The organism is Kitasatospora phosalacinea (assembly GCF_000716545.1).
In the GTDB taxonomy this organism is placed as follows: domain Bacteria; phylum Actinomycetota; class Actinomycetes; order Streptomycetales; family Streptomycetaceae; genus Kitasatospora; species Kitasatospora phosalacinea.
Window position 1 is genome coordinate 111,690 of record NZ_JNWZ01000001.1, and the last position, 23,269, is coordinate 134,958.

The 23,269-nt window shown below is 74.9% G+C and carries 22 protein-coding genes; 17 read left to right on the forward strand and 5 right to left on the reverse strand.

Going from position 1 to position 23,269, the window contains the following annotated elements; translation table 11 throughout:
• Positions 1-72: 72 nt before the first annotated feature.
• The 7 genes from pyrF to OO48_RS00580 all read left to right on the forward strand — a co-directional run bounded on the left by pyrF (position 73) and on the right by OO48_RS00580 (position 7,477).
• Positions 73-912, forward strand: coding sequence for an orotidine-5'-phosphate decarboxylase (gene pyrF, locus OO48_RS00550; RefSeq protein ID WP_033211661.1), 840 nt, complete (start codon positions 73-75; stop codon positions 910-912).
• A gap of 230 nt (positions 913-1,142) precedes the next feature.
• Positions 1,143-1,469 carry an integration host factor, actinobacterial type gene (gene mihF / locus OO48_RS00555; protein WP_030459182.1) on the forward strand — a complete coding sequence of 109 codons (327 nt, stop codon included), beginning with the start codon at positions 1,143-1,145 and terminating at the stop codon, positions 1,467-1,469.
• Positions 1,470-1,517: 48 nt separating this feature from the next.
• The gene (gene gmk / locus OO48_RS00560; protein ID WP_081951827.1) at positions 1,518-2,075 is read left to right on the forward strand and encodes a guanylate kinase; all 558 of its coding nucleotides are present in this window, start codon (positions 1,518-1,520) and stop codon (positions 2,073-2,075) included.
• A 53-nt stretch (positions 2,076-2,128) separates the two neighbouring features.
• A complete protein-coding gene (gene rpoZ / locus OO48_RS00565) occupies positions 2,129-2,395 on the forward strand; it encodes a DNA-directed RNA polymerase subunit omega (protein WP_030459184.1) in 267 nt (88 codons plus the stop codon).
• Positions 2,396-2,571: 176 nt separating this feature from the next.
• Positions 2,572-3,798 carry a bifunctional phosphopantothenoylcysteine decarboxylase/phosphopantothenate--cysteine ligase CoaBC gene (coaBC, locus tag OO48_RS00570; RefSeq protein WP_033211664.1) on the forward strand — a complete coding sequence of 409 codons (1,227 nt, stop codon included), beginning with the start codon at positions 2,572-2,574 and terminating at the stop codon, positions 3,796-3,798.
• 245 nt (positions 3,799-4,043) lie between these two features.
• Positions 4,044-5,255, forward strand: a complete 1,212-nt coding sequence (metK, locus tag OO48_RS00575) for a methionine adenosyltransferase (RefSeq protein ID WP_033211665.1) — start codon at positions 4,044-4,046, stop codon at positions 5,253-5,255.
• A gap of 98 nt (positions 5,256-5,353) precedes the next feature.
• Positions 5,354-7,477, forward strand: a complete 2,124-nt coding sequence (locus OO48_RS00580; RefSeq protein ID WP_033211666.1) for a primosomal protein N' — start codon at positions 5,354-5,356, stop codon at positions 7,475-7,477.
• A gap of 169 nt (positions 7,478-7,646) precedes the next feature.
• Here the strand turns inward: OO48_RS00580 and OO48_RS00585 are convergent, their stop codons facing one another.
• Positions 7,647-8,216 carry a hypothetical protein gene (locus OO48_RS00585; RefSeq protein ID WP_063830588.1) on the reverse strand — a complete coding sequence of 190 codons (570 nt, stop codon included), beginning with the start codon at positions 8,214-8,216 and terminating at the stop codon, positions 7,647-7,649.
• 217 nt (positions 8,217-8,433) lie between these two features.
• On the opposite strand from OO48_RS00585, the gene def reads away from it, so the two are divergent.
• From def to OO48_RS00615, 6 genes are all read left to right on the forward strand, one after another.
• Positions 8,434-8,979: a peptide deformylase gene (gene def, locus OO48_RS00590; protein WP_033211667.1), complete on the forward strand. Its 546-nt coding sequence runs from the start codon at positions 8,434-8,436 to the stop codon at positions 8,977-8,979.
• Between the two features lie 85 nt (positions 8,980-9,064).
• Positions 9,065-9,997, forward strand: a complete 933-nt coding sequence (gene fmt / locus OO48_RS00595; RefSeq protein WP_033211668.1) for a methionyl-tRNA formyltransferase — start codon at positions 9,065-9,067, stop codon at positions 9,995-9,997.
• 104 nt (positions 9,998-10,101) lie between these two features.
• Positions 10,102-11,535 carry an RsmB/NOP family class I SAM-dependent RNA methyltransferase gene (locus OO48_RS00600; RefSeq protein ID WP_033211669.1) on the forward strand — a complete coding sequence of 478 codons (1,434 nt, stop codon included), beginning with the start codon at positions 10,102-10,104 and terminating at the stop codon, positions 11,533-11,535.
• 653 nt (positions 11,536-12,188) lie between these two features.
• Positions 12,189-13,160, forward strand: a complete 972-nt coding sequence (locus OO48_RS00605; RefSeq protein ID WP_033211671.1) for an aldo/keto reductase — start codon at positions 12,189-12,191, stop codon at positions 13,158-13,160.
• Positions 13,161-13,242: 82 nt separating this feature from the next.
• A complete protein-coding gene (locus OO48_RS00610) occupies positions 13,243-14,520 on the forward strand; it encodes a benzoate/H(+) symporter BenE family transporter (protein WP_081951828.1) in 1,278 nt (425 codons plus the stop codon).
• A 187-nt stretch (positions 14,521-14,707) separates the two neighbouring features.
• A complete protein-coding gene (locus OO48_RS00615; protein ID WP_033211674.1) occupies positions 14,708-15,019 on the forward strand; it encodes a DUF1232 domain-containing protein in 312 nt (103 codons plus the stop codon).
• Here the strand turns inward: OO48_RS00615 and OO48_RS00620 are convergent.
• Positions 14,958-15,944 (reverse strand): LysR family transcriptional regulator, encoded by a 987-nt coding sequence (locus OO48_RS00620; protein WP_033211676.1) that lies wholly within the window; start codon positions 15,942-15,944, stop codon positions 14,958-14,960. The genes OO48_RS00615 and OO48_RS00620 overlap by 62 nt on opposite strands.
• 126 nt (positions 15,945-16,070) lie before the next feature.
• Here OO48_RS00620 and OO48_RS00625 point away from each other — a divergent pair, with 126 nt between their 5' ends.
• Entirely contained in the window at positions 16,071-17,513 is a 1,443-nt protein-coding gene (locus OO48_RS00625; RefSeq protein ID WP_081951829.1) for an MFS transporter, read from the forward strand.
• A gap of 38 nt (positions 17,514-17,551) precedes the next feature.
• Here the strand turns inward: OO48_RS00625 and OO48_RS00630 are convergent, their stop codons facing one another.
• Positions 17,552-18,259, reverse strand: coding sequence for a leucine-rich repeat domain-containing protein (locus OO48_RS00630; protein ID WP_033211836.1), 708 nt, complete (start codon positions 18,257-18,259; stop codon positions 17,552-17,554).
• 329 nt (positions 18,260-18,588) lie between these two features.
• On the opposite strand from OO48_RS00630, the gene OO48_RS00635 reads away from it, so the two are divergent.
• Entirely contained in the window at positions 18,589-19,215 is a 627-nt protein-coding gene (locus tag OO48_RS00635) for a C39 family peptidase (RefSeq protein WP_245194462.1), read from the forward strand.
• Positions 19,216-19,331: 116 nt separating this feature from the next.
• Here the strand turns inward: OO48_RS00635 and OO48_RS00640 are convergent, their stop codons facing one another.
• On the reverse strand, positions 19,332-20,186 hold the full coding sequence (locus tag OO48_RS00640; protein ID WP_033211838.1) for an SCO6745 family protein: 855 nt from the start codon (positions 20,184-20,186) through the stop codon (positions 19,332-19,334).
• Positions 20,187-20,470: 284 nt separating this feature from the next.
• Between OO48_RS00640 and rpe the strand changes: the two genes are divergently transcribed.
• Together rpe and OO48_RS00650 are read left to right on the forward strand one after the other, a co-directional pair.
• Complete coding sequence (gene rpe, locus OO48_RS00645) at positions 20,471-21,154, forward strand: ribulose-phosphate 3-epimerase (protein ID WP_033211680.1); 684 nt, start codon at positions 20,471-20,473, stop codon at positions 21,152-21,154.
• Positions 21,155-21,272: 118 nt separating this feature from the next.
• Entirely contained in the window at positions 21,273-22,232 is a 960-nt protein-coding gene (locus OO48_RS00650; RefSeq protein ID WP_033211682.1) for a pirin family protein, read from the forward strand.
• Between the two features lie 303 nt (positions 22,233-22,535).
• Here OO48_RS00650 and OO48_RS00655 read toward each other — a convergent pair whose 3' ends face one another.
• Positions 22,536-23,231 (reverse strand): ThuA domain-containing protein, encoded by a 696-nt coding sequence (locus OO48_RS00655; protein ID WP_033211684.1) that lies wholly within the window; start codon positions 23,229-23,231, stop codon positions 22,536-22,538.
• Positions 23,232-23,269 lie beyond the last annotated feature (38 nt).

Genomic DNA, 23,269 nt, shown 5'->3' on the forward strand with positions numbered 1-23,269 from the left:
CGCCGGCCCGCCGCGCCACGCACACCGACGCGGTGGGGCCCACCCACCGCACCACCACGACGAAAGACAGCGATGACTGACACCACGCCCTTCGGCACCCGCCTGCGGACCGCCCTCGACACCCGGGGCCAGCTCTGCGTCGGCATCGACCCGCACGCCTCGCTGCTCACCGCCTGGGGGCTGAACGACGACCTGGCGGGCCTGGAGACCTTCTCCCGCACGGTGGTCGAGGCGCTGGCGGACCGGGTCGCGGTGCTCAAGCCGCAGTCCGCGTTCTTCGAGCGCTTCGGCAGCCGCGGCGTCGCCGTCCTGGAGCGCTCGGTGGCCGAGGCCCGGGAGGCCGGGGCGCTGGTGCTGATGGACGCCAAGCGCGGCGACATCGGCTCGACCATGGCCGCGTACGCGGAGGCCTTCCTGGCGCCGGACAGCCCGCTGTTCTCCGACGCGCTGACCGTCAGTCCCTACCTGGGCTTCGGCTCGCTGCGGCCGGCCGTCGACCTGGCGCGGGAGAGCGGCTGCGGGCTGTTCGTGCTGGCGCTGACCTCCAACCCGGAGGGGCCCGAGGTGCAGCGCGCGACCGGGGCGGACGGGCGCAGCGTGGCGCAGGCCGTGCTGGGGCGGCTGGCGGCGGAGAACGCGGGCGCCGAGCCGCTGGGATCGTTCGGCGCGGTGGTCGGCGCGACGCTCGCCGACGCGGGCGCGGACCTGGCGATCAACGGCCCGCTGCTGGCCCCCGGGGTGGGCGCGCAGGGCGCCACCGCGGCCGATCTGCCGCGGGTCTTCGGCGACCAGGTGCGCAACGTGGTGCCCTCGGTGAGCCGCGACGTGCTCAAGCACGGACCCTCGGTGACGGCCCTCCGGCAGGCCGCGCAGGCGTTCGTCGACGATGTGAGGGCCGTCACAAACGCGTGACTCACGGGCCCTCAACTCGGTTGATTTGACCGGAAAACTCCCAGGTCGGCCCCTGCTGACCTGGACTTTTCGTGTTCTTTTCCTGACGCGGCGGCCCAAGTTGGGTAGTGTCCGGCGGTAGGACGCCAGTTGGCGGTGGTCACGGCCACCTCCGCAGGTCAGAGACCTGTGGCGTCCGGGCACCACCAAGTCATGGCTCATCCCTTCCATCCACACCTGAGGTGAACGGCGTGGCTCTTCCGCCCCTTACTCCCGAACAGCGCACCGCCGCGCTCGCCAAGGCCGCCGAGGCTCGCCGGAAGCGTGCCGACGTCAAGAACCGGCTGAAGCACTCGGGCGCCTCGCTGCACGACGTCATCAAGGCCGGCAAGTCCGACGACGAGGTCATCGGCAAGATGAAGGTCTCCGCCCTGCTGGAGTCCCTGCCGGGTGTCGGCAAGGTGCGCGCCAAGCAGATCATGGAGCGCCTCGGCATCTCCGAGAGCCGTCGCGTGCGCGGCCTCGGCACGAACCAGATCGCCTCCCTGGAGCGGGAGTTCGGCGGCGCGGCCTCCTGAACGGAGGCCGGTGTCGGCGGAACGTCCGCGATCCGGGATAATCGGTACATGAGTGAGCGTCCGCGGCTGACCGTGCTCTCCGGCCCCTCCGGGGTCGGCAAGAGCACGGTCGTCGCTCATATGAGGAAGCAGTTCCCCGAGGTGTGGCTCTCGGTGTCGGCGACGACCCGGCACCCGCGCCCCGGTGAGCGCGACGGCGTGCAGTACCACTTCGTCGACAACGAGCAGTTCGACAAGCTGGTGGCCAACGGCGAGCTGCTGGAGTGGGCGGTGTTCGCCGGCAACCGGTACGGGACGCCGCGGCAGGCGGTGCTCGACAAGCTCGACAAGGGCGAGCCGGTGCTGCTGGAGATCGACCTCCAGGGCGCCCGGCAGGTCAAGGAGTCGATGCCCGAGGCGCAGCTGGTGTTCCTGGCCCCGCCGAGCTGGGAGGAGCTGGTGCGCCGGCTCACCGGCCGGGGCACCGAGCCGCAGGACGTGATCGACGAGCGGCTGGCGGTGGCGAAGGTCGAGCTGGCCGCCGAGGCGGAGTTCGACACGACCCTTGTCAACACCTCCGTCGAGCAGGTAGCGGCCGAACTGCTAGCCTTGCTCGGTGTAGCCTGACCGGATCGGCTGCATCCAGCCGGTCCTGACAAAACCACTTCGGAAGGTTCAGCGTGTCCTCTTCGATGACCGCGCCCGAGGGCATCATCAACCCGCCGATCGACGAGCTGCTCGAGGCCACCGACTCCAAGTACAGCCTGGTGATCTACGCGGCCAAGCGTGCCCGCCAGATCAACGCGTACTACTCGCAGCTGGGCGAGGGCCTGCTGGAGTACGTCGGCCCGCTGGTCGACACCCACGTGCACGAGAAGCCGCTGTCGATCGCGCTGCGCGAGATCAACGCCGGCCTGCTCACCGCCGAGGCGGTCGAGGGCGCCTGAGCCCCGAGAGCCCCGCAGGGCCCGTTCCGCCGCCGCGAGGCGGCGGGGCGGGCCCTGTCGTCGTGCGCCGCGGTGTGCGCCCCGACACGTCGCAGGGGCGCGCCGAGGGGTCGTAAGGTGGGCGCGGGCCCGTCGCAGCGGGTGTCGCAGCGTCGCAGCAAGGAGAGCCGACCGTCATGAACGCGTCCCGTGTGGTCCTCGGGGTGAGCGGCGGGATCGCCGCCTACAAGGCCTGTGAGCTGCTGCGGAGGTTCAGCGAGTCCGGGCACGAGGTGACGGTGGTGCCGACCGCGGCGGCGCTGCACTTCGTCGGCGAGGCGACCTGGGCGGCGCTGTCCGGGCGGCCGGCGGCCACCGCGACCTGGGAGCGGGTGCACGAGGTCCCGCACGTGCGGATCGGGCAGCAGGCGGACCTGGTGGTGGTCGCCCCGGCGACCGCGGACCTGCTGGCGAAGGCCGCCCACGGCCTGGCCGACGACCTGCTGACCAACACCCTGCTGACGGCGCGCTGCCCGGTGGTGTTCGCGCCCGCGATGCACACCGAGATGTGGGAGCACCCCGCCACCCAGGAGAACGTCGCCACGCTGCGGCGGCGCGGCGCGATCGTGATCGAGCCCGCGGTGGGCCGGCTCACCGGCGTCGACACCGGCAAGGGCCGGCTGCCCGACCCGGCCGAGATCTTCGCGGTCTGCCGCCGGGTGCTGGTGCGCGGCTCCCTGGAGCGGGACCTGACCGGCCGTCACGTGGTCGTCTCGGCCGGCGGCACCCGCGAGCCGCTCGACCCGGTGCGCTTCCTCGGCAACCGCTCCTCCGGCAAGCAGGGCTACGCGCTGGCCGCCACCGCGGTGGCCCGCGGCGCCCGGGTCACCCTGGTCGCCGCGAACACCGCGCTGCCCGACCCGGCCGGGGCGGACGTGGTCCGGGTCGGCACCGCGACGCAGCTGCGCGAGGCGGTGCTGCGGGCCGCCGAGGACGCCGACGCGGTGGTGATGGCCGCCGCGGTCGCCGACTTCCGGCCCGCCGAGTACGCCACCGGCAAGATCAAGAAGGTGGACGGGGTCGAGCCCGCGCCGGTCGCGCTGGTCCGCAACCCGGACGTGCTGGCCGAGGTCTCGGCCGACCGGGCCCGCGAGGGGCAGGTGGTGGTCGGCTTCGCCGCCGAGACCGACGACGTGCTGGCGCACGGCCGGGCCAAGCTCGCCCGCAAGGGCTGCGACCTGCTGGTGGTCAACGAGGTCGGCGACGGCAAGGCGTTCGGCCAGGACACCAACAGCGCCGTCCTGCTGGGCGCGGACGGCTCCGAGGTCCACATCGCGGACAGCCCGAAGGAGATCCTGGCCGACGCGATCTGGGACCAGGTCGCCGCCCGGCTGCCCCGCGCCGAGCCGGAGGCCGGACGCTAGCGGGGCAACGTCCCTGGTCGTCCCGGTAGTTGGATCCCCGGGGCCGGTCCGTTCGGCTGCGACCCGTCCTGACCGGCGGAGATCCTTCCGGTGTGATTCGCGCCCCGGACACGACGGACCTTCGCAGGGAGCCCCCACGATCGGTAGCCGACCGTTACACTCCACTCCAGGAATCAAGTCTTTCCGGATGCCTCGGGACTTCCGAACGCATTCAGTCAGCAGCCGCTGCAACCCCAGGGAGCGCTGTGTCTCGCCGCCTGTTCACCTCGGAGTCCGTCACCGAGGGACACCCCGACAAGATCGCTGACCAGATCAGCGACACCATCCTGGACGCCCTCCTCAAGGACGACCCGACCTCTCGCGTCGCCGTGGAGACCCTGATCACCACCGGCCTGGTGCACATCGCCGGCGAGGTCACCACCAAGGCGTACGCGCCGATCGCGCAGCTGGTCCGGGAGAAGATCCTGGAGATCGGCTACGACTCGTCCAAGAAGGGCTTCGACGGCGCCTCCTGCGGCGTCTCGGTGTCGATCGGCGCGCAGTCGCCCGACATCGCCCAGGGCGTGGACACCGCGCACGAGCACCGGGTCGAGGGCGACGTCGAGGACGAGCTGGACCGGCAGGGCGCCGGCGACCAGGGCCTGATGTTCGGTTACGCCTGCGACGACACCCCCGAGCTGATGCCGCTGCCGATCACGCTGGCGCACCGGCTCTCGCGCCGCCTGACCGAGGTCCGCAAGAACGGCACCATCCCCTACCTGCGGCCCGACGGCAAGACCCAGGTCACCATCGAGTACGACGGCGACCGCGCCGTGCGCCTGGACACCGTGGTGGTCTCCTCGCAGCACGCCAGCGACATCGACCTGGAGTCGCTGCTCACCCCGGACATCCGCGAGTTCGTGGTCGAGCCCGAGCTCAAGGCGCTCGCCGACCAGGGCATCAAGCTGGTCACCGAGGGCTACCGGCTGCTGGTCAACCCGACCGGGCGGTTCGAGATCGGCGGCCCGATGGGCGACGCCGGCCTGACCGGTCGCAAGATCATCATCGACACCTACGGCGGCATGGCCCGCCACGGTGGCGGCGCCTTCTCCGGCAAGGACCCGTCCAAGGTCGACCGCTCGGCCGCGTACGCGATGCGCTGGGTGGCCAAGAACATCGTCGCCGCGGGCCTGGCCCGCCGCGCCGAGGTGCAGGTCGCGTACGCGATCGGCAAGGCCGAGCCGGTCGGCCTGTTCGTCGAGACCTTCGGCACCGAGACCGTCCCGGTCACCAAGATCCAGGAAGCCGTCACCCAGGTCTTCGACCTGCGCCCGGCCGCCATCATCCGCGACCTGGACCTGCTGCGCCCGATCTACCAGCAGACCGCCGCGTACGGCCACTTCGGCCGTGAGCTGCCGGACTTCACCTGGGAGCGCACCGACCGCGTCGACGCGCTGAAGGCCGCCGCCACCGGCTGAACGCCGTAGCCGCTTCGGAGCCGCCCGCCGGGAACCTCCCCGGCGGGCGGCTCCGTCGTGCCGCCGGTGTTGTCGGAGGGTTCCGCTAGGTTGGGGGCGTGAGCAGCGCGGACGGCACCGGGGAGCAGTTGGCGTTCATCCGGGAGACGGTGCGCCGGGCGAAGCCGCGGGCCGCGCGCGGGGTGGTGCTCGCCGAGCGCAAGCCGGTGGCCCGGGTGCTGGTCGACAAGGGCGTGCTGAGCCTCGACCAGTACTTCGACTACGCGGTGCCCGAGGCGATGTCCGAGGACGCCCGGCCCGGCGTCCGGGTCCGGGTCCGCTTCGGCGGGCGGGTCGGCGCGCACGGGCGGCGCGAGGGCGGCGCGCTGCACGACGGCTTCGTCGTCGAACGGCGGGACGACTCCGACTACGCGGGCCCGCTGGCCCCGCTGGCCCGCGTGCTGTCGCCCGAGCGGGTGCTCTCCCCGGCGCTGCTGCGGCTGTGCCGCGCCGTCGCCGACCGCTACGCCGGCACCCTGGCGGACGTGCTGCGACTGGCCCTCCCGCCGCGGCACGCCGGGGCCGAGAGCGAGCCGTCGCCGCCCCCGCTGCCGCCGCCGTCCGCCCCTCCGGCGCCGGGGAGTTGGGAGCGGTACGTGCACGGGCCGGAGTTCCTCGCCTCGCTGGCCGGCGGGCACGCGCCGCGCGCGGTGTGGACGGCGCTGCCCGGCCCCGAGTGGCCCGCCGAGATCGCCCGGGCGGTCGCGGCGACGCTGGCCGCCGGGCGCGGCGCGCTGGTGGTGCTGCCGGACGGGCGCGCGGTCGCCCGGGTCGACGCCGAGCTGCGGGCCGTCCTGGGGGAGGGGCGGCACGTGGTGCTGGCCGCCGAGGCGGGCCCGCAGGAGCGCTACCGGCGCTGGCTGTCGGTCAGCCGGGGCTCGGTGCGCGCCGCGGTCGGCACCCGGGCGGCGGTCTTCGCGCCGGTGCGCGACCTCGGCCTGGTGGTGGTCTGGTCGGACGGCGACGGCAGCCACAGCGACCCGAACGCCCCGTACCCGCACGTGCGGGAGGTGGCGCTGCTGCGGGCCGCCGAGGAGGGCACGGCGGTGCTGCTCGGCGGCGTGTCGATGACGGTCGAGGCCGCGCAGCTGCTGCGCTCCGGCTGGGCACGCCCGCTGGCCGCGCCGCGGGAGACGGTCCGTCAGGTCGCTCCCAGGGTGCGCACCGTCACCGAGCAGGACCAGGCGCGGGACGGCGCGGCGCAGGCGGCCCGGCTGCCGTCGGTCGCCTGGGAGACCGCGCACGAGGCGCTGACCCGGGGCCCGGTGCTGATCCAGGTCCCCCGGCGGGGGTACGCGCCCCGGCTGGCCTGCGCCCGCTGCCGGGAGACGGCCCGCTGCCGGGCCTGCGGCGGGCCGCTGGAGTCGCCGGCGGCGGGTGCCGCGCTGGTGTGCGCCTGGTGCGGCACCGAGGAGCACGACTGGCACTGCGTCGAGTGCGGGTCGTTCCGGCTGCGGGCCGCGGTGGTGGGCGTGCGGCGGACGGCGGAGGAGCTCGGCAAGGCGTTCCCGCGGATCCCCGTGCGCACCTCCGGGCGGGACGCGGTGCTGGCGACGGTGCCGGACACGCCCGCGCTGGTGCTGGCCACCCCCGGCGCCGAGCCGGTCGCCGAGGGCCCGGGCTACGCGGCGGCGCTGCTCCTCGACGGCTGGGCGCTGCTCAACCGGCCCGACCTGCGGGCCGGCGAGGAGGCGGTGCGGCGCTGGCTGACCGCCGCCGCGCTGGTGCGCCCGGCGGGCGAGGGCGGCACCGTCGTGGTGGTCGCGGAGGCGGCGGCGCGGGCGGTGCAGGCCCTGGTGCGGTGGGACCCGGCGGGGCACGCGGGGACGGAACTCGACGAGCGGGAGGAGCTGCGCTTCCCGCCGGTCTCCCGGATGGCCTCGGTGACGGGCCCGCCGCAGGCGGTCGCGGACCTGCTGGGGCTGCTGCGGCTCCCGGAGGGGGCGGACGTGCTGGGGCCGGTGCCGGTCTTCGGCGGCGCCGGGAGCGGTGCCGGCGGTGCCGCAGGCGGGGGAGGCGCGCAGGGGGCGCGGGAGGACGGGGCGGAGCGCGCGCTGGTGCGGGTCGCGCCGGGGCGGGGGGCCGCGCTGGCGTCCGCGCTGAAGGCGGCGCAGATCGCGCGGCTGGCGCTGCGGGGGGCGGAGACGGTGCGGATCCGGGTGGACCCGACGGACATCGGGTGAGTCGGCGGGACGGCGCGAAAGCGGGGGCGCGGGGAACCGCGCGCCGCGCGAGGAGCACGCCGCCGGGGCGCGGGACAGTGCGGGTGGTCGCCCTGTGCCGCGATCCGGCTGGGTGTGCTCGGTCGGCCGTGCGGTTCCCCGCGCCCCCGGACGTGCTCGCGCCGAGGACTCAGCGGGTGCGCTGGGGCATCAGCGGGCTGGCCTGACGGGCCTGCGGGATCGGCGGGCGGGCGGGCGCCGCGGTGGCGGTGGCCGTGGCCGTGGCCGTGGCTGTGGTGGCTGTGGTGGCCGTCGGGACGGTGGCGGGGACGGTCGCGGTGGAAGCGGCGGGGACGGGCGGCGGGGCCGCGGGGGCGTCGGTCTCGCGGGGGGAGGGCAGCAGTTCGCCGGTCGGGCGGCGCATGCCGTAGCGGCGGTGCACGGCCTGCTTGGTGACGCCGAGCGCGGAGCCGACGGAGTCCCAGGAGAAGCCGAGGGCCCGGTCGAACTCGACGGCGGCGGCGACCAGGGTCTCGACGCTCTCGCGCAGTTCCTGGGCGAGGCGGACGGTCGGGGCGGGTGCGCGGCCGTAGACCACGAAGCCGGCGGAGGTGCTGGGGCGGCGGGGGCGGTAGACGTTGCCCAGTTGGGCGGTGAGCGTGCGCAGGGCGTCGACCTGGCGGCGGACCCGCTCGATGTCCCGCACCAGCAGGTGCAGGGACGCCCGGGCCCGGGCGTCGTGGTTGATCTGCTCGGCCATGGCCTCGTTGCCACCTCTCGGTCGGGTCGCGTGCTCGGGGCGCTCGCGCGTCCCGGTCAATTCGCATTGACCAACGCCCGTCGGGTCGTTGGGTAACGCGTGGAGTGCGACTCGGGATATGCCAGTGGCCGCTCCGAACGGGCGGCGGGGATTGCATAGACTTCCCGGAGGCCGTCGTTTCCCGGCGGCCGCGTCGGGTGCAGAGGGAGTCGCAGTCTTGGCAGTTCAGCCGATCCGGATCTTCGGCGACCCGGTGCTGCGGGCGACCGCGAAGCCGGTGACAGTCTTCGACAAGGAGCTGCGGAGACTGGTGAAGGACCTCACCGACACCATGCTGGAGGCCCCCGGGGCCGGGCTGGCGGCGCCGCAACTGGGCGTCTCGCTGCGGGTGTTCACGTACAACGTGGACGGTGTGGTGGGCCACCTGATCAACCCGGACCTGTCGCTCAGCGAGGAGGAGCAGGACGGCCCCGAGGGCTGCCTGTCGCTGCCGGGCCTGCGCTTCGACACCAAGCGGGCGTACGGCGTCGTCGCCAGGGGCGTCAACATGCACGGGGACCCGGTGACGGTGGAGGGCACCCGGCTGATGGCGCGGTGCATCCAGCACGAGACGGACCACCTGGACGGGATCATCTTCATCGACCGGCTGGACCGGGAGACCCGGAAGGCGGCGATGAAGGCGATCCGGGAGGCGGACTGGGGCGGCGGCCCCGCGCCGACGGTGCGGGTCTCGCCGCACTCCACCTTCGGGCCGATCCGCTGACGGCTCCGCCGCCCGCCCTCCGGTCGTACGAGGTTGCGACCGTCCGACGTTCCGACCGCTCGAACCCAGTGAAAGGCCCCAGCCCGTGCGTCTCGTCTTCGCCGGCACCCCCGAGGTCGCCGTTCCCGCCCTGGACGCCCTGCTGGCCTCCCGGCACGAGGTGGTCGCCGTGGTGACCCGCCCCGACGCGCCGGCCGGGCGCGGGCGCAAGCTGGTGGCCAGCCCGGTCGCGCAGCGCGCCGAGGAGGCGGGCATCGAGGTGCTCAAGCCCGCCCGGCCGAGCGAGCCGGAGTTCATGGCCCGGCTGGCCGAGATCGCCCCGGACTGCTGCCCCGTGGTGGCGTACGGCGCGCTGATCCGGCCCGGGGCGCTGGAGATCCCGGTGCACGGCTGGGTCAACCTGCACTTCTCGCTGCTGCCCGCGTGGCGCGGCGCCGCGCCCGTGCAGCACGCGGTGATGGCGGGCGACGAGGTGACCGGCGCGTCGACCTTCCGGATCGAGGAGGGCCTGGACTCCGGGCCGGTGTTCGGCGTCCTCACCGAGACCGTCAAGCCCACCGACACCAGCGGTGACCTGCTCGGCCGGCTCGCGCACGCGGGCGCCGAACTGCTGGTGCGCACCATGGACGCGATCGAGGACGGGCAGGCCCGCCCCGAGCCGCAGCCGCTCACCGGGGTCTCGCTGGCGCCCAAGCTGACCGTCGAGGACGCCCGGATCGAGTGGACCCACCCCGCGCTGCGGGTCGACCGGGTGGTGCGCGGCTGCGCGCCCGCGCCCGGCGCCTGGACCACCTTCCGCGGCGAGCGGCTCAAGGTCACCGGCCCCGTCCGCCTGCTGCCGGGCGAAACCGCCCTGGCGCCGGGCGAGTTGGCGGTCGCCAAGAACAGCGTCCGGGTCGGCACCGGCAGCCACGAGGTGGAGCTCGGCGAAGTCCGCCCGCAGGGCAAGAAGGCGATGCCGGCCGCGGACTGGGCGCGCGGCGCCCGGATCGAGTCCGGGGAGCGCTTCGAGGGCTGAGGGCCGCCGCGGGCGGGCGCGCGGGGGGTTCGGCCTAGACTTGGGGGAGACCCCTCGTCGGGTCGGACCTGATCCGCAGCACCTTTGGTTTCGAGGCACCCGTTTTGAGCACCCCCGCCGGCGCGAAGCGCGCCCCCCGCCCGCACCGCCGCCCCAAGAAGGACCCGGCCCGGATCGTCGCGTTCCGCGCGCTGCGCGCCGTCGACGAGCGCGACGCGTACGCCAACCTGATCCTGCCGTCGCTGCTGCGCGAGGCCGAGCGCAAGGGGATGGAGCGCCGCGACGCCGCGCTCGCCACCGAGCTGGTGTACGGCACGCTGCGCGGCCAGGGCACCTACGACGCGGTCATCGCCGCCTGCGTGGACCGCCCGCTGCGCGAGGTCGACCCGCCGGTGCTGGACGTCCTCTCGCTGGGCGCGCACCAGCTGCTCGGCACCCGCATCCCCAGCCACGCCGCGGTCTCCGCGACCGTCGAACTGGCCCGGGCGGTGCTCGGCGACGGCCGCGCCAAGTTCGTCAACGCGGTGCTGCGCAAGATCAGCGCCCAGGACCTGGAGGGCTGGCTCGCCCAGGTCGCCCCGCCGTACGAGGACGACGCCGAGGACCACCTGGCCGTCGTCCACTCGCACCCGCGCTGGGTGGTCTCCTCGCTCTGGGACGCGCTGGGCCGCTGGCAGCCGGAGGCGAGCGGGCGGCAGGCGATGGAGCGGCTGCTGGAGGCCGACAACGCCCGCCCCGAGGTGACGCTGGTGGCCCGGCCGGGGCGCTCCTCGGTCGCCGAGCTGCGCGAGGCGCTGCCCGAGGTCGAGGACGGCCGCTGGTCGCCGTACGCGCTGCGGCTCACCGACGGCGGCGACCCGGCCGGGGTGGACGCGGTGCGGGAGAACCGGGCCGGCGTGCAGGACGAGGGCAGCCAGCTGGTCGCGCTGGCCCTCGCCAACGCGCCGCTGGACGGCCCCGACCGGCTCTGGCTGGACGGCTGCGCCGGCCCCGGCGGCAAGGCCGCGCTGCTGGGCGCGGTCGCCGCGGAGCGCGGCGCGGCGCTGGTCGCCTCCGAGAAGCAGCAGCACCGGGCCCGGCTGGTGGCCCGCGCGCTGGACGGCAACCCCGGCCCGTACGCCGTCATCACCGCCGACGGGACGCGCGGCGCCTGGGAGAACGGGGCGTTCGACCGCGTGCTGGTCGACGTGCCGTGCTCGGGCCTGGGCGCGCTGCGCCGCCGCCCGGAGGCGCGGTGGCGCCGGCGCCCCGAGGACATCGCCGGATTCGGGCCGCTGCAGCGGGAGTTGCTCCGTTCGGCGCTGGACGCGGCGCGGATCGGCGGCGTGGTCGGCTACGCGACCTGCTCGCCGCACCTGGCGGAGACCCGGGCCGTGGTCGACGACGTGCTGCGCGGCCGGGAGGACGTGGAGTGGGTCGACGCCCGCCCGCTGCTGCCCGGCGTCCCCGACCTCGGCGAGGGGCCGGACGTCCAGCTGTGGCCGCACCTGCACGGGACGGACGCGATGTACCTGGCGCTGCTGCGGCGGACCGCCTGACGGTACGGGGACCGGGGGACCGGGGGGACCGGGGGCGGGCAGGTGTCGGAGGAGCCGGAGTCCACGGTGGTGGTCACCGCGGTCGGCGAGCGCCGGATCGAGGTGTACCGGGTGGTGCGGAGCGCCGTTCCGTGGAGCCTGTGGGAGTCGAGTCGGCGGCTCGCGGAGCTGCCGGCCGACCTGCCGGGGCGGTGGCCGTTCCACGAGGCCGGGCGGACGGTGTCGCGGCTGCGGGCTGCGGGCTGCGGGGGCGCGGGCCGCGCTGCGGTGCGGCTGGTGCGCGCGGGCGGTGGACCCGCGGGTGCCGGTGGATCCCGCCGTCTGCGAGCGGCAGCGGTGGTTGAGCGCGCCCTGTCCCGCGTCCGGCCGACGCTCCGTCGGTTCGCTTCGGCGGGTGCGGTGGTCAGGCGCTGCGGGCCGCGTTCGAAGGCGGCGCCCGGGACGGCGGCTGTTCGGCAACCGGTCGGCGCCCGGCGGCGCCCGGCCCGCGCAGCACCCGGTGGCCGCCGTCCCGGGCCGGCGCGCCCTGCCGGTCGCGCTCGCCGAGCCGCGTGCCGTACGGAAGTTCGCCCGCTCGGGGCGGTGGGGCGGCGGGAGCCCGACGGGCGGACCGGTACTGGACAAGCGGGCCGGTGCGGCAGAAGGTGGGATCCATGGAGTACACCCACCTCGGCCGCACCGGCCTGTCCGTCTCCCCGCTCTGCCTGGGCACCATGAACTTCGGCCCGCACACCGTGGAGGCCGACGCGCACCGGATCATGGACGCCGCGCACGAGCACGGCATCAACTTCTTCGACACCGCCAACGTCTACGGCTGGGGCGAGAACAGGGGCCTCACCGAGAGCATCATCGGCAACTGGTTCGCCAAGGGCGGCGGTCGGCGCGAGAAGACCGTGATCGCCACCAAGCTGTACGGGGACATGGGCGACTGGCCCAACGAGGGCAAGCTCTCCGCGCTCAACATCCGCCGCGCCGTGGACGCCAGCCTGCACCGCCTGCAGACCGACCACATCGACCTGTACCAGATGCACCACGTCGACCGGGACACCCCCTGGGACGAGATCTGGCAGGCCATGGAGGTGCTCACCCTCCAGGGCAAGATCATCTACGTCGGCTCCTCCAACTTCGCCGGCTGGCACCTCGCCCAGGCCCAGGAGACCGCCAAGGCGCGCAACTTCCTCGGCCTGACCAGCGAGCAGTCGCTGTACAACCTGATCGAGCGCAGCGTCGAGCTGGAGGTGGTCCCCGCCGCCCAGCACTACGGCCTCGGCCTGATCCCGTGGTCCCCGCTGCACGGCGGCCTGCTCGGCGGCGTCCTGCGCAAGGAGCGCGAGGGCGTCCGCCGCGCGTCGGGCCGCGCGCTGGAGACCCTGAACGAGCGCCGCGAGCAGATCCAGGCGTACGAGGACCTGTGCGAGGAGCTCGGCCACGAGCCCGGCGACGTCGCGCTCGCCTGGCTGCGCACCCGCCCGGCCGTCACCGCCCCGATCATCGGCCCCCGCACCGAGGAGCAACTCACCGCCGCCGTCCGGTCGTTGGACGTGCAGTTGGACGCCAAGGCGCTGGAGCGGCTGGACGAGATCTTCCCCGGCTACCGCACCGCGCCGGAGCACTACGCCTGGTGAGACCGCCTTCGGGCGGGCCGTCCCCCGGGTCTTCCCGGCCGGACGGCCCGCCCGCGGGTCGGGGCGACGGGATACTGCTGCCATGTCAGATCATCGGACCGCCGCTCCGGTCGGGCCCGCCCCGTTCGAGTCCCCCGCCCCGCCGGAGTCCCCCGCCCCGCCGGAGTCCCCGGCCCAGCCGCCGGGCCGGCCCTCGCTGCGCAGGGACGCCTCGCTGCCCGCCCTGCTGGCCGGCCTGGTGTGCATCGCCGTCTCCTTCTCCGGTCCGCTGGTCGTCGTGCTCGCCGCGGCCGCCGCCGGGCACCTGGACGAGGCGCACACCGCCTCCTGGATCTGGGCGGTGTCGATCGGCAGCGGACTGACCTGCCTGCTGCTGAGCTGGTGGACCCGCACCCCCGTGATCACCGCCTGGTCGACCCCGGGCGCGGCGCTGCTGATCGGCAGCCTCGGCGCCCACCCCTACCCGGAGGCGGTCGGGGCGTTCCTGCTCAGCTCGGCCGCCGTCGCGCTGTTCGGCGTGACCGGCCTGTTCGGACGGCTGATCAGGGCGGTCCCGACCGGCATCGTCAACGCCATGCTGGCCGGCATCCTGTTCGCCTTCGGCGCGGGCATCTTCGCCGAACTGCGCGCCGCCCCCGCCCTGGTGCTGGGCAGCTTCACCGTCTTCCTGCTGGCCAAGCGCCTGCTGCCGCGCTACGCCGTCCCGCTGGCACTGCTCGCGGGCGCGCTGCTGGCCGCCGCCACCGTCGGACTCCCGCTGCACCTCGGCTCCGGCGGCCCCACCCACCCCGTCTGGACCACCCCCGCGTTCTCCTGGCCCGCCGCCGTCGGCCTGGCGCTGCCGCTCACCATCGTCGCGCTGGCCTCGCAGAACGCCCCCGGCCTCGGCATCATGCGGGCCTCCGGCTACGAGCCCGACGACCGGCTGCTGGTCGGCGCCACCGGCGGCCTGTCGGTGCTGCTCGCCCCGTTCGGCTCGCCGGGCGTCAACCTGGCGGCGATCACCGCCGCGATCTGCACCAGCCCCGAGAGCCACCCCGACCCCCGCCGGCGGTACGTGGCCGGCATGTCCGCGGGCGTGCTCTACCTGCTGGTCGGCAGCTTCGGCGGCGTCCTGGTCAGCCTGTTCACCGGCCTGCCGCACGCCCTGATCGCGGTGATCGCCGGCGTCGCCCTGCTGGCCTCCTTCCAGGGCAGCCTGGCCGCCGCGGTCGCGGAGGAGCGGGGCCGCGACGGGGCGGTGGTCACCTTCCTGGCCACCGCCTCCGGCATGACCCTGTTCGGCATCGGCGCCCCGTTCTGGGGCCTCCTGCTGGGCCTGGCCACCCATGCCGTCCTGACGCACCGCCACCGCCGCTGACCCGTCCGGCCGTTGGCGCCCGCCCGCCCGCCCGCCCGCCCGCCCGGTCCCGTCCGGCCGGCACCGGGCTCCGGGCGCCTCCGTCTCGCCCGCTCGTCGACTTTCCGCGGCCGGGAGGAGCACTCGGCCCGAAGCGGGGCAGACACATGTCGACGGGACCGGCAGGAACGCTGGAAGAGGTGGACGAATGGGTGAGGGGACGAGCGCGCTGCTGTGGACCGCTGCCGCGGTGTTCTTGGTGGCGACGCTGGCCGCGGCGGTCGTGCTGGTGGTCAAACTGGTGCGCACCAGGCGGCTGTTGGCCGACACGGGCATCCCGATGTCGAAGAAGGCGCTGTTCTGGGCGGCGATCGTCTACCTGGTCTTCCCGGTGGACCTGCTGCCCGATCCGGTCCTGCTCGACGACCTCGGCGTCCTGCTGCTGGCCCTGCGCTCGCTCAACAAGGCCGTCCCGAAGGGAGTCGCCCACCGCGCGGCCCGCCGTGACCGCCGGGTGTGACCGGGGCCGCCGGGGCGAGGCCGGCGAGGGCGGAGCGGACCTCGTGGCGGAACCAGTGCTGGGCCGGGTCGTTGTCGTGGCGGGGGTGCCAGCCCATGGAGATGTCGATGGGGGGCAGGGGCAGCGGGATCGGCAGCACGGTCAGGCCGAGGGCGGCGACCAGGGGTGCGCCGGTGCGGGCCGGGACCTGGCTCACCAGGTCGGAGCCGACGACGAGTTGGAGCGCGGCGGCGAAGCCCGGCATCGCCGCCACCACCCGGCGCCGCAGCCCGACGGCCTCCAGCGCGTCGTCGAGCGGGCCCCGCAGGCGGCCGCGCCGGGACGGGACCACGTGCAGCGCGCCCGCGAGCGCGGCCGGGGTGAGGGGGCCGCGGGTGAGCGGGTGCCCGGGCCGGACGGCGGTGGCCATCTCGTCGACCAGCAGCGGCTCGACGCGGGTCTCCGGCGCGGGGGAGGTGATCACCCGGACCTCCAGGTCGGCCTTCCCCTCGCGCAGGACCGACTCGTCGGGGTACGGGCCCTCGGAGAGCAGGACGACGGTCACTTCCGGCGCGCTCCGGCGCAGGCGCGGCAGGAGGCGGTCGGCGAGGGCGCCGGCGAGCAGGTCGTTGGCGACGACGGTGAACGTCCGCTCCAGCCGGGCCGGGTCCACCGGGCGGTCCCGGGCGAACAGCGCGCGCGAGCGCTCCAGGACGGCCTTCACCTCCGCGTGCACCGCCTCGGCGCGCGGGGTCGGCACCATCGACTGCCCGGAACGGACCAGGATCGGATCGGCGAACGCGGTGCGGATCCGGGCCAGCGTCCGGCTCATCGCGGGCGCGGAGAGACCGAGCCGGTCGGCGGCGGCCGAGACCGAGCACTCGTCGAGCAGGACGTCGAGCGCGGTGAGCAGGTTCAAGTCGACGTCCCGGGCCGTGGCACCCATGGAACCCCTTCCCAGCTGGAGAATTGCGTCCGGCGCACTCTACTCGTGCAGGAGGTGCATTTGTCGTCATGAGCGTCCGCTCCTAGCGTCTCTCCCGGATGAGGTCCACGACCTGGAGGGGACACGATGAAGACCCAGCACCCACCCGCCGAGCACGCCGGGAACGCAGAACACGCAGAACACGCCGAGCACGCCGAACGGGCGGCCGCGAGGCCGCCGCGACCCGGGGCGACCGTCGCCCTGATGTCCCTGTGCGCGGGAACGCTGCAGGCCATGGCCGCCGCGATGAACCTCGCGGTGCCCTCGATCGCGCGCAGCGGCCTGCACCCCGGCCCGACCGCGCTGGTGTGGATCGTGGACGCGTACCTGGTCGCCTTCGCCTGCCTGCTCGTTCCCGGCGGAGCACTGGCCGACCGGCTCGGGCGCAAGGGCGTCCTGCTGGCGGGGCTGGGCCTGTTCGCCGGCGGCAACCTGCTTGCGGCCTGCGCCGGGAGCGTACCGCTGCTGATCGCCGGCCGGCTGGCCGCCGGTGTGGGCGCCGCCCTCGCCCTGCCCGTCACCCTCGGGCTGCTGATGCTCGTCGTCCCGCGGGCCGGCCGCCCGGCGGCCGTCGCGACCTGGACGGCGTCGCTCGCCGTCGGCGGCATCCTCGGCAACGTGGTCGGCGGCGTCGTGCTCGGACTCCTGCCCTGGCAGGGGCTGTTCCTGGTGTTCGGCACGGCCGGGGCGCTGCTCCTGCCGGTCTCCGCGCTGCGTGTGCCCCGGACGCCCCGACGCGCCGTTCCGCTGGACGCGCCCGGCTCGGTGCTGCTGGCCGCGGCGATCGTCGCCCTGGTCCACGGTCTGATCGAGGGCCGCGAACGCGGCTGGACCTCCGCCTGGGTGCTCGGCTCCTTCGCCGCCGCGGCGGTGATCACGGCGGTGTACGTCCGGGTGGCGCTGCGCCGCGAACACCCGCTCCTGGACCCGCGGGTGTTCGCCCTCCGCCCGGTACGGGCCGGCACGATCGGGGTGGCGGTGGCCTTCGCCGGGGCGTTCGCCATGTTCTACGTCAACGCCCAGTACCTGACGCTCGCCCACGGCTACTCCCTCGCCCTGGCGGGCTGCGCCATCGCGCCGATCGCCGTCGCCATGGCGCTGGCCTCGCGGTCCTCCGGTCGGCTGGTGGAGCGCTGGGGCGCGAAGCGGGTGGTCGCACTCGGCTTCGCCGGGCTGGTGGGCGGCCTCGGTGCCTTCTCCCTCGTCGACGCCCGCACCCCCTACGTCCTGTACGTCCTCTGCCCGGCGCTCGCCCTGGCCGGCGTCGGCCTGGCGCTTCCCCCGCTGTCCGGCGGCATCATGGCCGCGCTGCCCGCCGACCGGGCCGGTACCGGTTCCGGCCTCAACGGCGCCGCCCGCGAAGTGGGCAGCGCCGTCGGTGTCGCGGCGATGGGCACCGCGCTCGGCGCCCACGCCGTCGGCTCCGGTGCCTCGGCCGCGGCCCTCAGCGCCGCGATGGACTCCGGCTTCCGGGTGGTGGCCGTCGCGGTCGCGCTGGCCGCCGCCCTCGTCGTGCGCTGGACCGACTGAGCGGGCTCGGGCCCGCCCGCGCCTCGGTCGGTCGGCTCCTAGAAGTACACGGCGCAGCCGCGCCGTTCGAGGACGTCGACCAGGTGCCGGGCGGGCGGTTCCGGGGTCCAGCGCAGGTCCAGCTTCTCCAGGGACGGGAGTTCGGCCAGCCAGGTCGGCACTTCCGCCAACGGGTTGCCGCGCAGGTCGAGTTCACGCAGCAGCGGCAGCGCGGCCAGGGGGCGGGGCAGGCGTTCCAGCCGGTTGCCGCGCAGTTCCAGGCAGCGCAGTTCGCGCAGGCCGGTCAGCGAATCGGGCAGTTCGGACAGGGAGTTGCCGCGCAGCCGCAGCTCGCGCAGCCGGGACAGGCCGCCGATCCGGTGCGGGAGGCGGGCCAACCGGCAGCCCTGTGCGCGCAGTTCGAGCAGGCCGGTCAAGTCGCAGATGGTATCCGGTAGTTCGGTGAGCGGGTTGTCGCCGACGTTGAGGTAGCGCAGCCGGTGCAGGCGGCCGAGGGCGGCGGGCAGCGCGGTCAGCCGGTTGTCGTGCAGGTAGAGGAAGTCGGACAGGCCGGTCAGGTCGCCGATCCGGTCGGGGACGGCGGTGAGCGCGTTGTGCCCCAGGTCGAGCGTCCGCAGCCGGGTGAAGTCGCCGATGGCGTCCGGGACCTCGGCCAACCGGTTGTCCGCCAGGATCAGCACCTCGGCGTCCGTGCGGCCCCACACCTCCGCCGGTACGACGTCCAGGCCCGCCCGCCACAGGTTCACCACCGGCCCCGTCACCGCGCCTTCTCCTGCCGGTGCGGGGGCTTCGGCGAGTTCGGCCACGGTGTCCAGCCGCAGCCGGGTGTCCGACGGCTCGACGGGTTCGGGACGGACGGCGGCCAAGGCTGCTCTCCATTCGCGGGGCGCGGGGCGCGGGGTGCGGGGTGCGGGTACGGACGATACTGCGGGAACGGGTCGGCGGCGATCACCGGCGGACCAGTGGGCGGCGGCTCCCGGGCGGCGGCTCCCGGGCGGCGGCTCCCGGGCGGCGGCTCCCGGTGTCGTGGACGGGGCTCCGGGGGATCCGGGCGAAAGTGCGTCAGGATGACCGGGTGAAGCCGATCAGCCATCAGGTGCCCTACTACTCCCAGTGGGAGTCGCCCGAACTCGTGCCCGACATCCTGGACGGCACGCTGCGGGCCGCCGACGACCCGCTGTGGGAGCGCTCCGGCGCCGCCGACGAGGACGAGTACGAGTACTGGTCGTGGCGGCTGTGCGGGATGGCCTGCCTGCGGATGGTGCTCGACCACTGGTGGGGTGTCGCCCCCGCGGCCGTCCGCCTCGCCGAGGAGTGCCAGCAGGCAGGGGCGTACGTCCGGCACCCCGACGGGCGGCTCGACGGCCTGATCCACGCCCCGTTCGCCGCGTACGCCCGCACCCGCTGGGGCCTGCACGCCGAGGCGGTCGCCCAGCTGCCCGCCGAGCGGATCGCCGCCGAACTCGCCGAGGGGCGGCTCCCGATGCTCTCGGTGCACCCCGGCATCCGCACCCTCGCCCCCGAAGTCCCACGCACCGGAGGGCACTTGGTGCTGGCCGTCGGCGCCGACGACGAGGCGCTGCGGATCCACAACCCGTCCGGCTTCCCCGACGGCTCCCAGCGCGCCGCCCGCGTCCCCTGGGTCGACCTCGACCGTTTCTACTCCGGCCGCGGCGTCGTCCTCGGCCCGCCTCCGTACTGACGCCGTACGGGGGTCGCCCCGTCCGGCCGGGAACGGGAGGCGGCCGGGAACGGAAGGCGGCCGGCCTCCGGGGGTGTCACTCCCGCGGTGGTCGGCCGCGCTGCGCGGGCGGGGTGTCAGGCCGCGTTGGGGAGGCCGATCGGGGTGCTCGGGGGGAGGTCGGCGCGGCAGGCGTCGGAGATCGGGCGCAGGGCGGTGAGGAGTTCGTCCAGCTCGGAGCGGTGGAAGTGGGTCCAGACCCGGGAGGCGGCGAGGTCGGTGGCGGACTCCAGGGCGAGGTGGCGGCGGCGGCCCTGGAGGGTCAGCGAGCCGTCCGGGGCGAGCCACTGGCGGTCGATCAGGCGGGCGGTGGCCTCGTCCCACTCGGTGTCGCTCCAGCCGCGGTGCGGCTGCAGCGTCTCGCGGCGGATGTCGAGGGCGCAGCGGACCACGAGGGCCTCGCAGCCGTCGAGGCCCTCGGCGACCAGGGCGGCGACGTGGCCGTCGCCCCGGTGCTCGCGCAGCACGGTGGTGGCCTGCCACAGGCGGGCCAGGCGGTCGTCCGGGCGGGGGAGGTCGGCGTTCGCGGCGGCCAGCACGCGCCCACAACAGTCCAGCCCGTCGACGGCCCGTTCCAGCAACTCCACCGAGCGGTCGATCAGGTCCGGCTTCACGTCCGCCAGGACGCGCCGCAGCGCGCCCGTCGCACCCGCGACCCGGGCTTCCAGCGCCTGCTCCGGGCTCACCAGGGTCCAGACCTCCGGCAGCGCCCGTTCGACCATCTGCGGCGCGAAGTTGAAGAACGCGGCCACCACCGGCGCCGAGTCCACCGCCCCCAGCGGCGCCGAACGCCCGCCGAAGTAGCCGCGCCAGTACCCGCGCAGCCCCGCCGCCTCGTACGCGGCGCGGGCCTCGGGGGAGAAGTAGGTGAGTGCGTGGACGGGTTCGAAGAGCCACCAGAGGGCACGCGCGGGGTGGACGACCTGAGTCATCGGGACGCCTTTCGGTGAGGGTCGAGCAGCGTGGTTCCGCTTGCTCTGGGAGCCTGCCAGAGCGGGACGACGCCGGGAAGGGCAAGTGTTTCGGGCGTGTGAACTCTTCCGTTGAACGGAACCGAACGGCACCGAACGGCACCGAACGGCCGGGCGACCCGGCCCGGCGGACCGGCCGGCGACCCGACGGGCAGGGGGTCGGAAGGGGCGCCGGGGCCACGGGGGATGATGGTCGACAGCGGTCGCACCGGCCGCCCGCACCGAGTCGTGAAGGTACCCTCGCCATGGCGCAGATCAACCCCAGCATCCTGTCCGCTGACTTCGCCCGCCTCGCCGACGAGGCCGAGGCGGTGCGCGGCGCGGACTGGCTGCACGTCGACGTGATGGACAACCACTTCGTCCCCAACCTCACGCTGGGCGTGCCGATCGTCGAGTCACTGGCCCGCGCCAGCGACACCCCCCTCGACTGCCACCTGATGATCGAACAGCCCGACCGCTGGGCCCCGCAGTACGTCGAGGCCGGCGCCGGCTCCGTCACCTTCCACGTCGAGGCCGCCGCCGCCCCCGTCCGCCTCGCCCGGGAGATCCGCGCCAAGGGCGCCCGCGCCTCGATGGCGCTGCGCCCCGCCACCCCGATCGAGCCGTACGAGGACCTGCTGCCCGAGCTCGACATGGTGCTGATCATGACGGTCGAACCCGGCTTCGGCGGCCAGGCGTTCCTCGACATCATGCTCCCCAAGATCCGCCGCACCCGGCAGCTGATCGACAAGCACGGCCTCGACCTGTGGCTCCAGGTGGACGGCGGCGTCGCCTCCGCCACCATCGAGGCCTGCGCCGAGGCCGGCGCGGACGTGTTCGTGGCCGGCTCGGCAGTGTACGGCGCGGCCGACCCGGTGGAGGCCGTCCGGGCGCTGCGGGCCCAGGCGGAGGCGGCGAGCGCCGAAGCCTGGTGGGCGTGCAAGCACTGAGGGCGGGCGGGACGGGGTGGGGCGGGGGCCGACGGGACGGGGGGCGGGGCGGGGTTCCGGGCGACGCGCGGTTCGTCGCAGCGCGGGGCGGCGGCCGGTCCGGCCGATACTGGCGGCCATGAGCAACCTCGACCGGAAACCCGCCCCGGCCGTCTGCGGACGCCAGGCCGCCACCGGCCCCGTCAAGGACCTGCTGCCGGGACGGCACGTCCCGCTCGGCGAATCCACCGTGGTCCGGCGGCTGCTGCCCAACCTCGGCCGCCGGATGGTCGGCGCCTGGTGCTTCGTCGACCACTACGGTCCCGACGACATCGCCGACGAACCGGGCATGCAGGTCCCGCCGCACCCCCACATGGGCCTGCAGACCGTCAGTTGGCTGCACGAGGGGAGCGTCCTGCACCGGGACAGCCTCGGCAGCCTGCAGACCGTGCGCCCCCGCGAACTCGGCCTGATGACCTCCGGCCGGGCCATCTCCCACTCCGAGGAATCCCCGCGCGAGCACGCGCCGCTGTTGCACGGCGCCCAGCTCTGGGTCGCGCTCCCCGATGCCCACCGGCACGCCGTGCCCGCCTTCGAGTACCACCCCGAGCTGCCCGTCGTCACCGCCGACGGCCTGCACGCCCACCTCATCCTCGGCACCCTCGACGGCGCCACCTCGCCCGGCACCACCCACACCGCCCTCACCGGCGCCGACCTCACCCTGCGCGAGGGCGCCGCCCACCGCCTCCCCCTCGACCCGGACTTCGAGTACGCCGTCCTCGCCATGAGCGGCGCCGTCGACGTCGACGGCGTCCTGGTCGAACCCGGCTCGCTCCTCCACCTCGGCTGCGGCCGCCGCGAACTCCCGCTCCGCGCCCGCACCGACGCCGCCCTGCTGCTCCTGGGCGGCGAGCCCTTCGAGGAACGCCTCGTCATGTGGTGGAACTTCATCGGCCGCTCCCACGAGGAGATCGCCCGGGCCCGCGCCGACTGGGAGGAGGGGGAGCGGTTCGGCGAGGTGCACGGCTACGACGGCCCCCGGCTGTCCGCCCCGCCGCTGCCCGCCACACCGCTGAAACCGCGCGGGCGGGCCCGCTGAGCTGCGGTGATAGTTACTTTCTGCCCTCTCGCCGCTTTGGTGTGGATCTTCCCGCCCGTTACTCCCTGACGGGTTCTCAACCTTGATCGAGAGGGATGGTGGGGGTTGCCGCGAGCGGCGCTGCCGGTGGTTCGGGCTCTCATGTGCGTGCGGCTGTGGCAGGTCCAGTAGTACAGGATGGACAACCAGCGGGGCCCTTCGGCAACCGGGTTGAGACGTCAGACGTCTCGGTCGGCCGCCGGAGGGCCCCGCCCGTCGCGCCGCCTGCCGATGCCACCCGGTCGGCGTCCGTGCTGGAAACGCTCATTCCGTCCGGATGCCGTCGGTGCTCACCCAGGACAGGCCGCCTAGCAGGTGGGTGCGGAAGGCGGCGTCGCTGTACGAGGAGGCGCAGTGGCCGAGCGCCGTGTAGAAGACCCTGCCGCGTTCCTGGTCCCGGCACCAGGCCAGCGGATGGTCCGGGCCCATCGCGCCGCCCGTGTAGCTGTTCTCGTCGGCGGAGGCCAGCACCCGCACGCCCGGGCGCGGGTTGCTGCGGAAGTCGTACCACTCGTCCTGCCACGCCCAGCGGCTGCCGAGGTGTGCCGTGCTGGGATGGGCGGCGTCCTCCACGACCACCACGCCGGTTTGCACCGGCGGGTGTCCCGCGAAGCGCGCACCGATCAACTCCCCGTAGTACGGCCAGCCGTACTCCGTGCAGGCCGCCGAGTGCACGCCCATGAAACCGCCGCCCGCGTCCACCCAGTGCCGCAGGGCGTTCCGGCCGGCGTCGGTGAGCACCTCGCCGCTGGTGGACAGGAACACCACCGCGCTGCGCCCGTTCAGCGACGCCGGGGTGAACACCGACGGGTCCTCGCTCGGCTCGATCGTGAAGCCGTGTTCCTCGCCCAGCTCGCGCATCGCCGCCACACCTGCGGGGATGGAGTCGTGGCGGTAGGCCGTGGTGCGGGTGTAGACCAGCACGTCGCCGAGTCGGCTGCCGTCCGGTGCGGGTTGCATGAATCCTCCGATCCCGTGGGCCGGTACGTCGGCCCGTG

Coding starts and splice junctions, on each gene's coding strand:
- pyrF (WP_033211661.1), top strand. CDS start 73: ATGACTGACACCACGCCCTTCGGCACCCGCCTGCGGACCGCCCTCGAC.
- gmk (WP_081951827.1), top strand. CDS start 1,518: ATGAGTGAGCGTCCGCGGCTGACCGTGCTCTCCGGCCCCTCCGGGGTC.
- coaBC (WP_033211664.1), top strand. CDS start 2,572: ATGAACGCGTCCCGTGTGGTCCTCGGGGTGAGCGGCGGGATCGCCGCC.
- OO48_RS00585 (WP_063830588.1), bottom strand. CDS start 8,216: ATGGCCGAGCAGATCAACCACGACGCCCGGGCCCGGGCGTCCCTGCAC.
- OO48_RS00605 (WP_033211671.1), top strand. CDS start 12,189: ATGGAGTACACCCACCTCGGCCGCACCGGCCTGTCCGTCTCCCCGCTC.
- OO48_RS00610 (WP_081951828.1), top strand. CDS start 13,243: ATGTCAGATCATCGGACCGCCGCTCCGGTCGGGCCCGCCCCGTTCGAG.
- OO48_RS00615 (WP_033211674.1), top strand. CDS start 14,708: ATGGGTGAGGGGACGAGCGCGCTGCTGTGGACCGCTGCCGCGGTGTTC.
- OO48_RS00620 (WP_033211676.1), bottom strand. CDS start 15,944: ATGGGTGCCACGGCCCGGGACGTCGACTTGAACCTGCTCACCGCGCTC.
- OO48_RS00625 (WP_081951829.1), top strand. CDS start 16,071: ATGAAGACCCAGCACCCACCCGCCGAGCACGCCGGGAACGCAGAACAC.
- OO48_RS00640 (WP_033211838.1), bottom strand. CDS start 20,186: ATGACTCAGGTCGTCCACCCCGCGCGTGCCCTCTGGTGGCTCTTCGAA.
- rpe (WP_033211680.1), top strand. CDS start 20,471: ATGGCGCAGATCAACCCCAGCATCCTGTCCGCTGACTTCGCCCGCCTC.
- OO48_RS00650 (WP_033211682.1), top strand. CDS start 21,273: ATGAGCAACCTCGACCGGAAACCCGCCCCGGCCGTCTGCGGACGCCAG.
- OO48_RS00655 (WP_033211684.1), bottom strand. CDS start 23,231: ATGCAACCCGCACCGGACGGCAGCCGACTCGGCGACGTGCTGGTCTAC.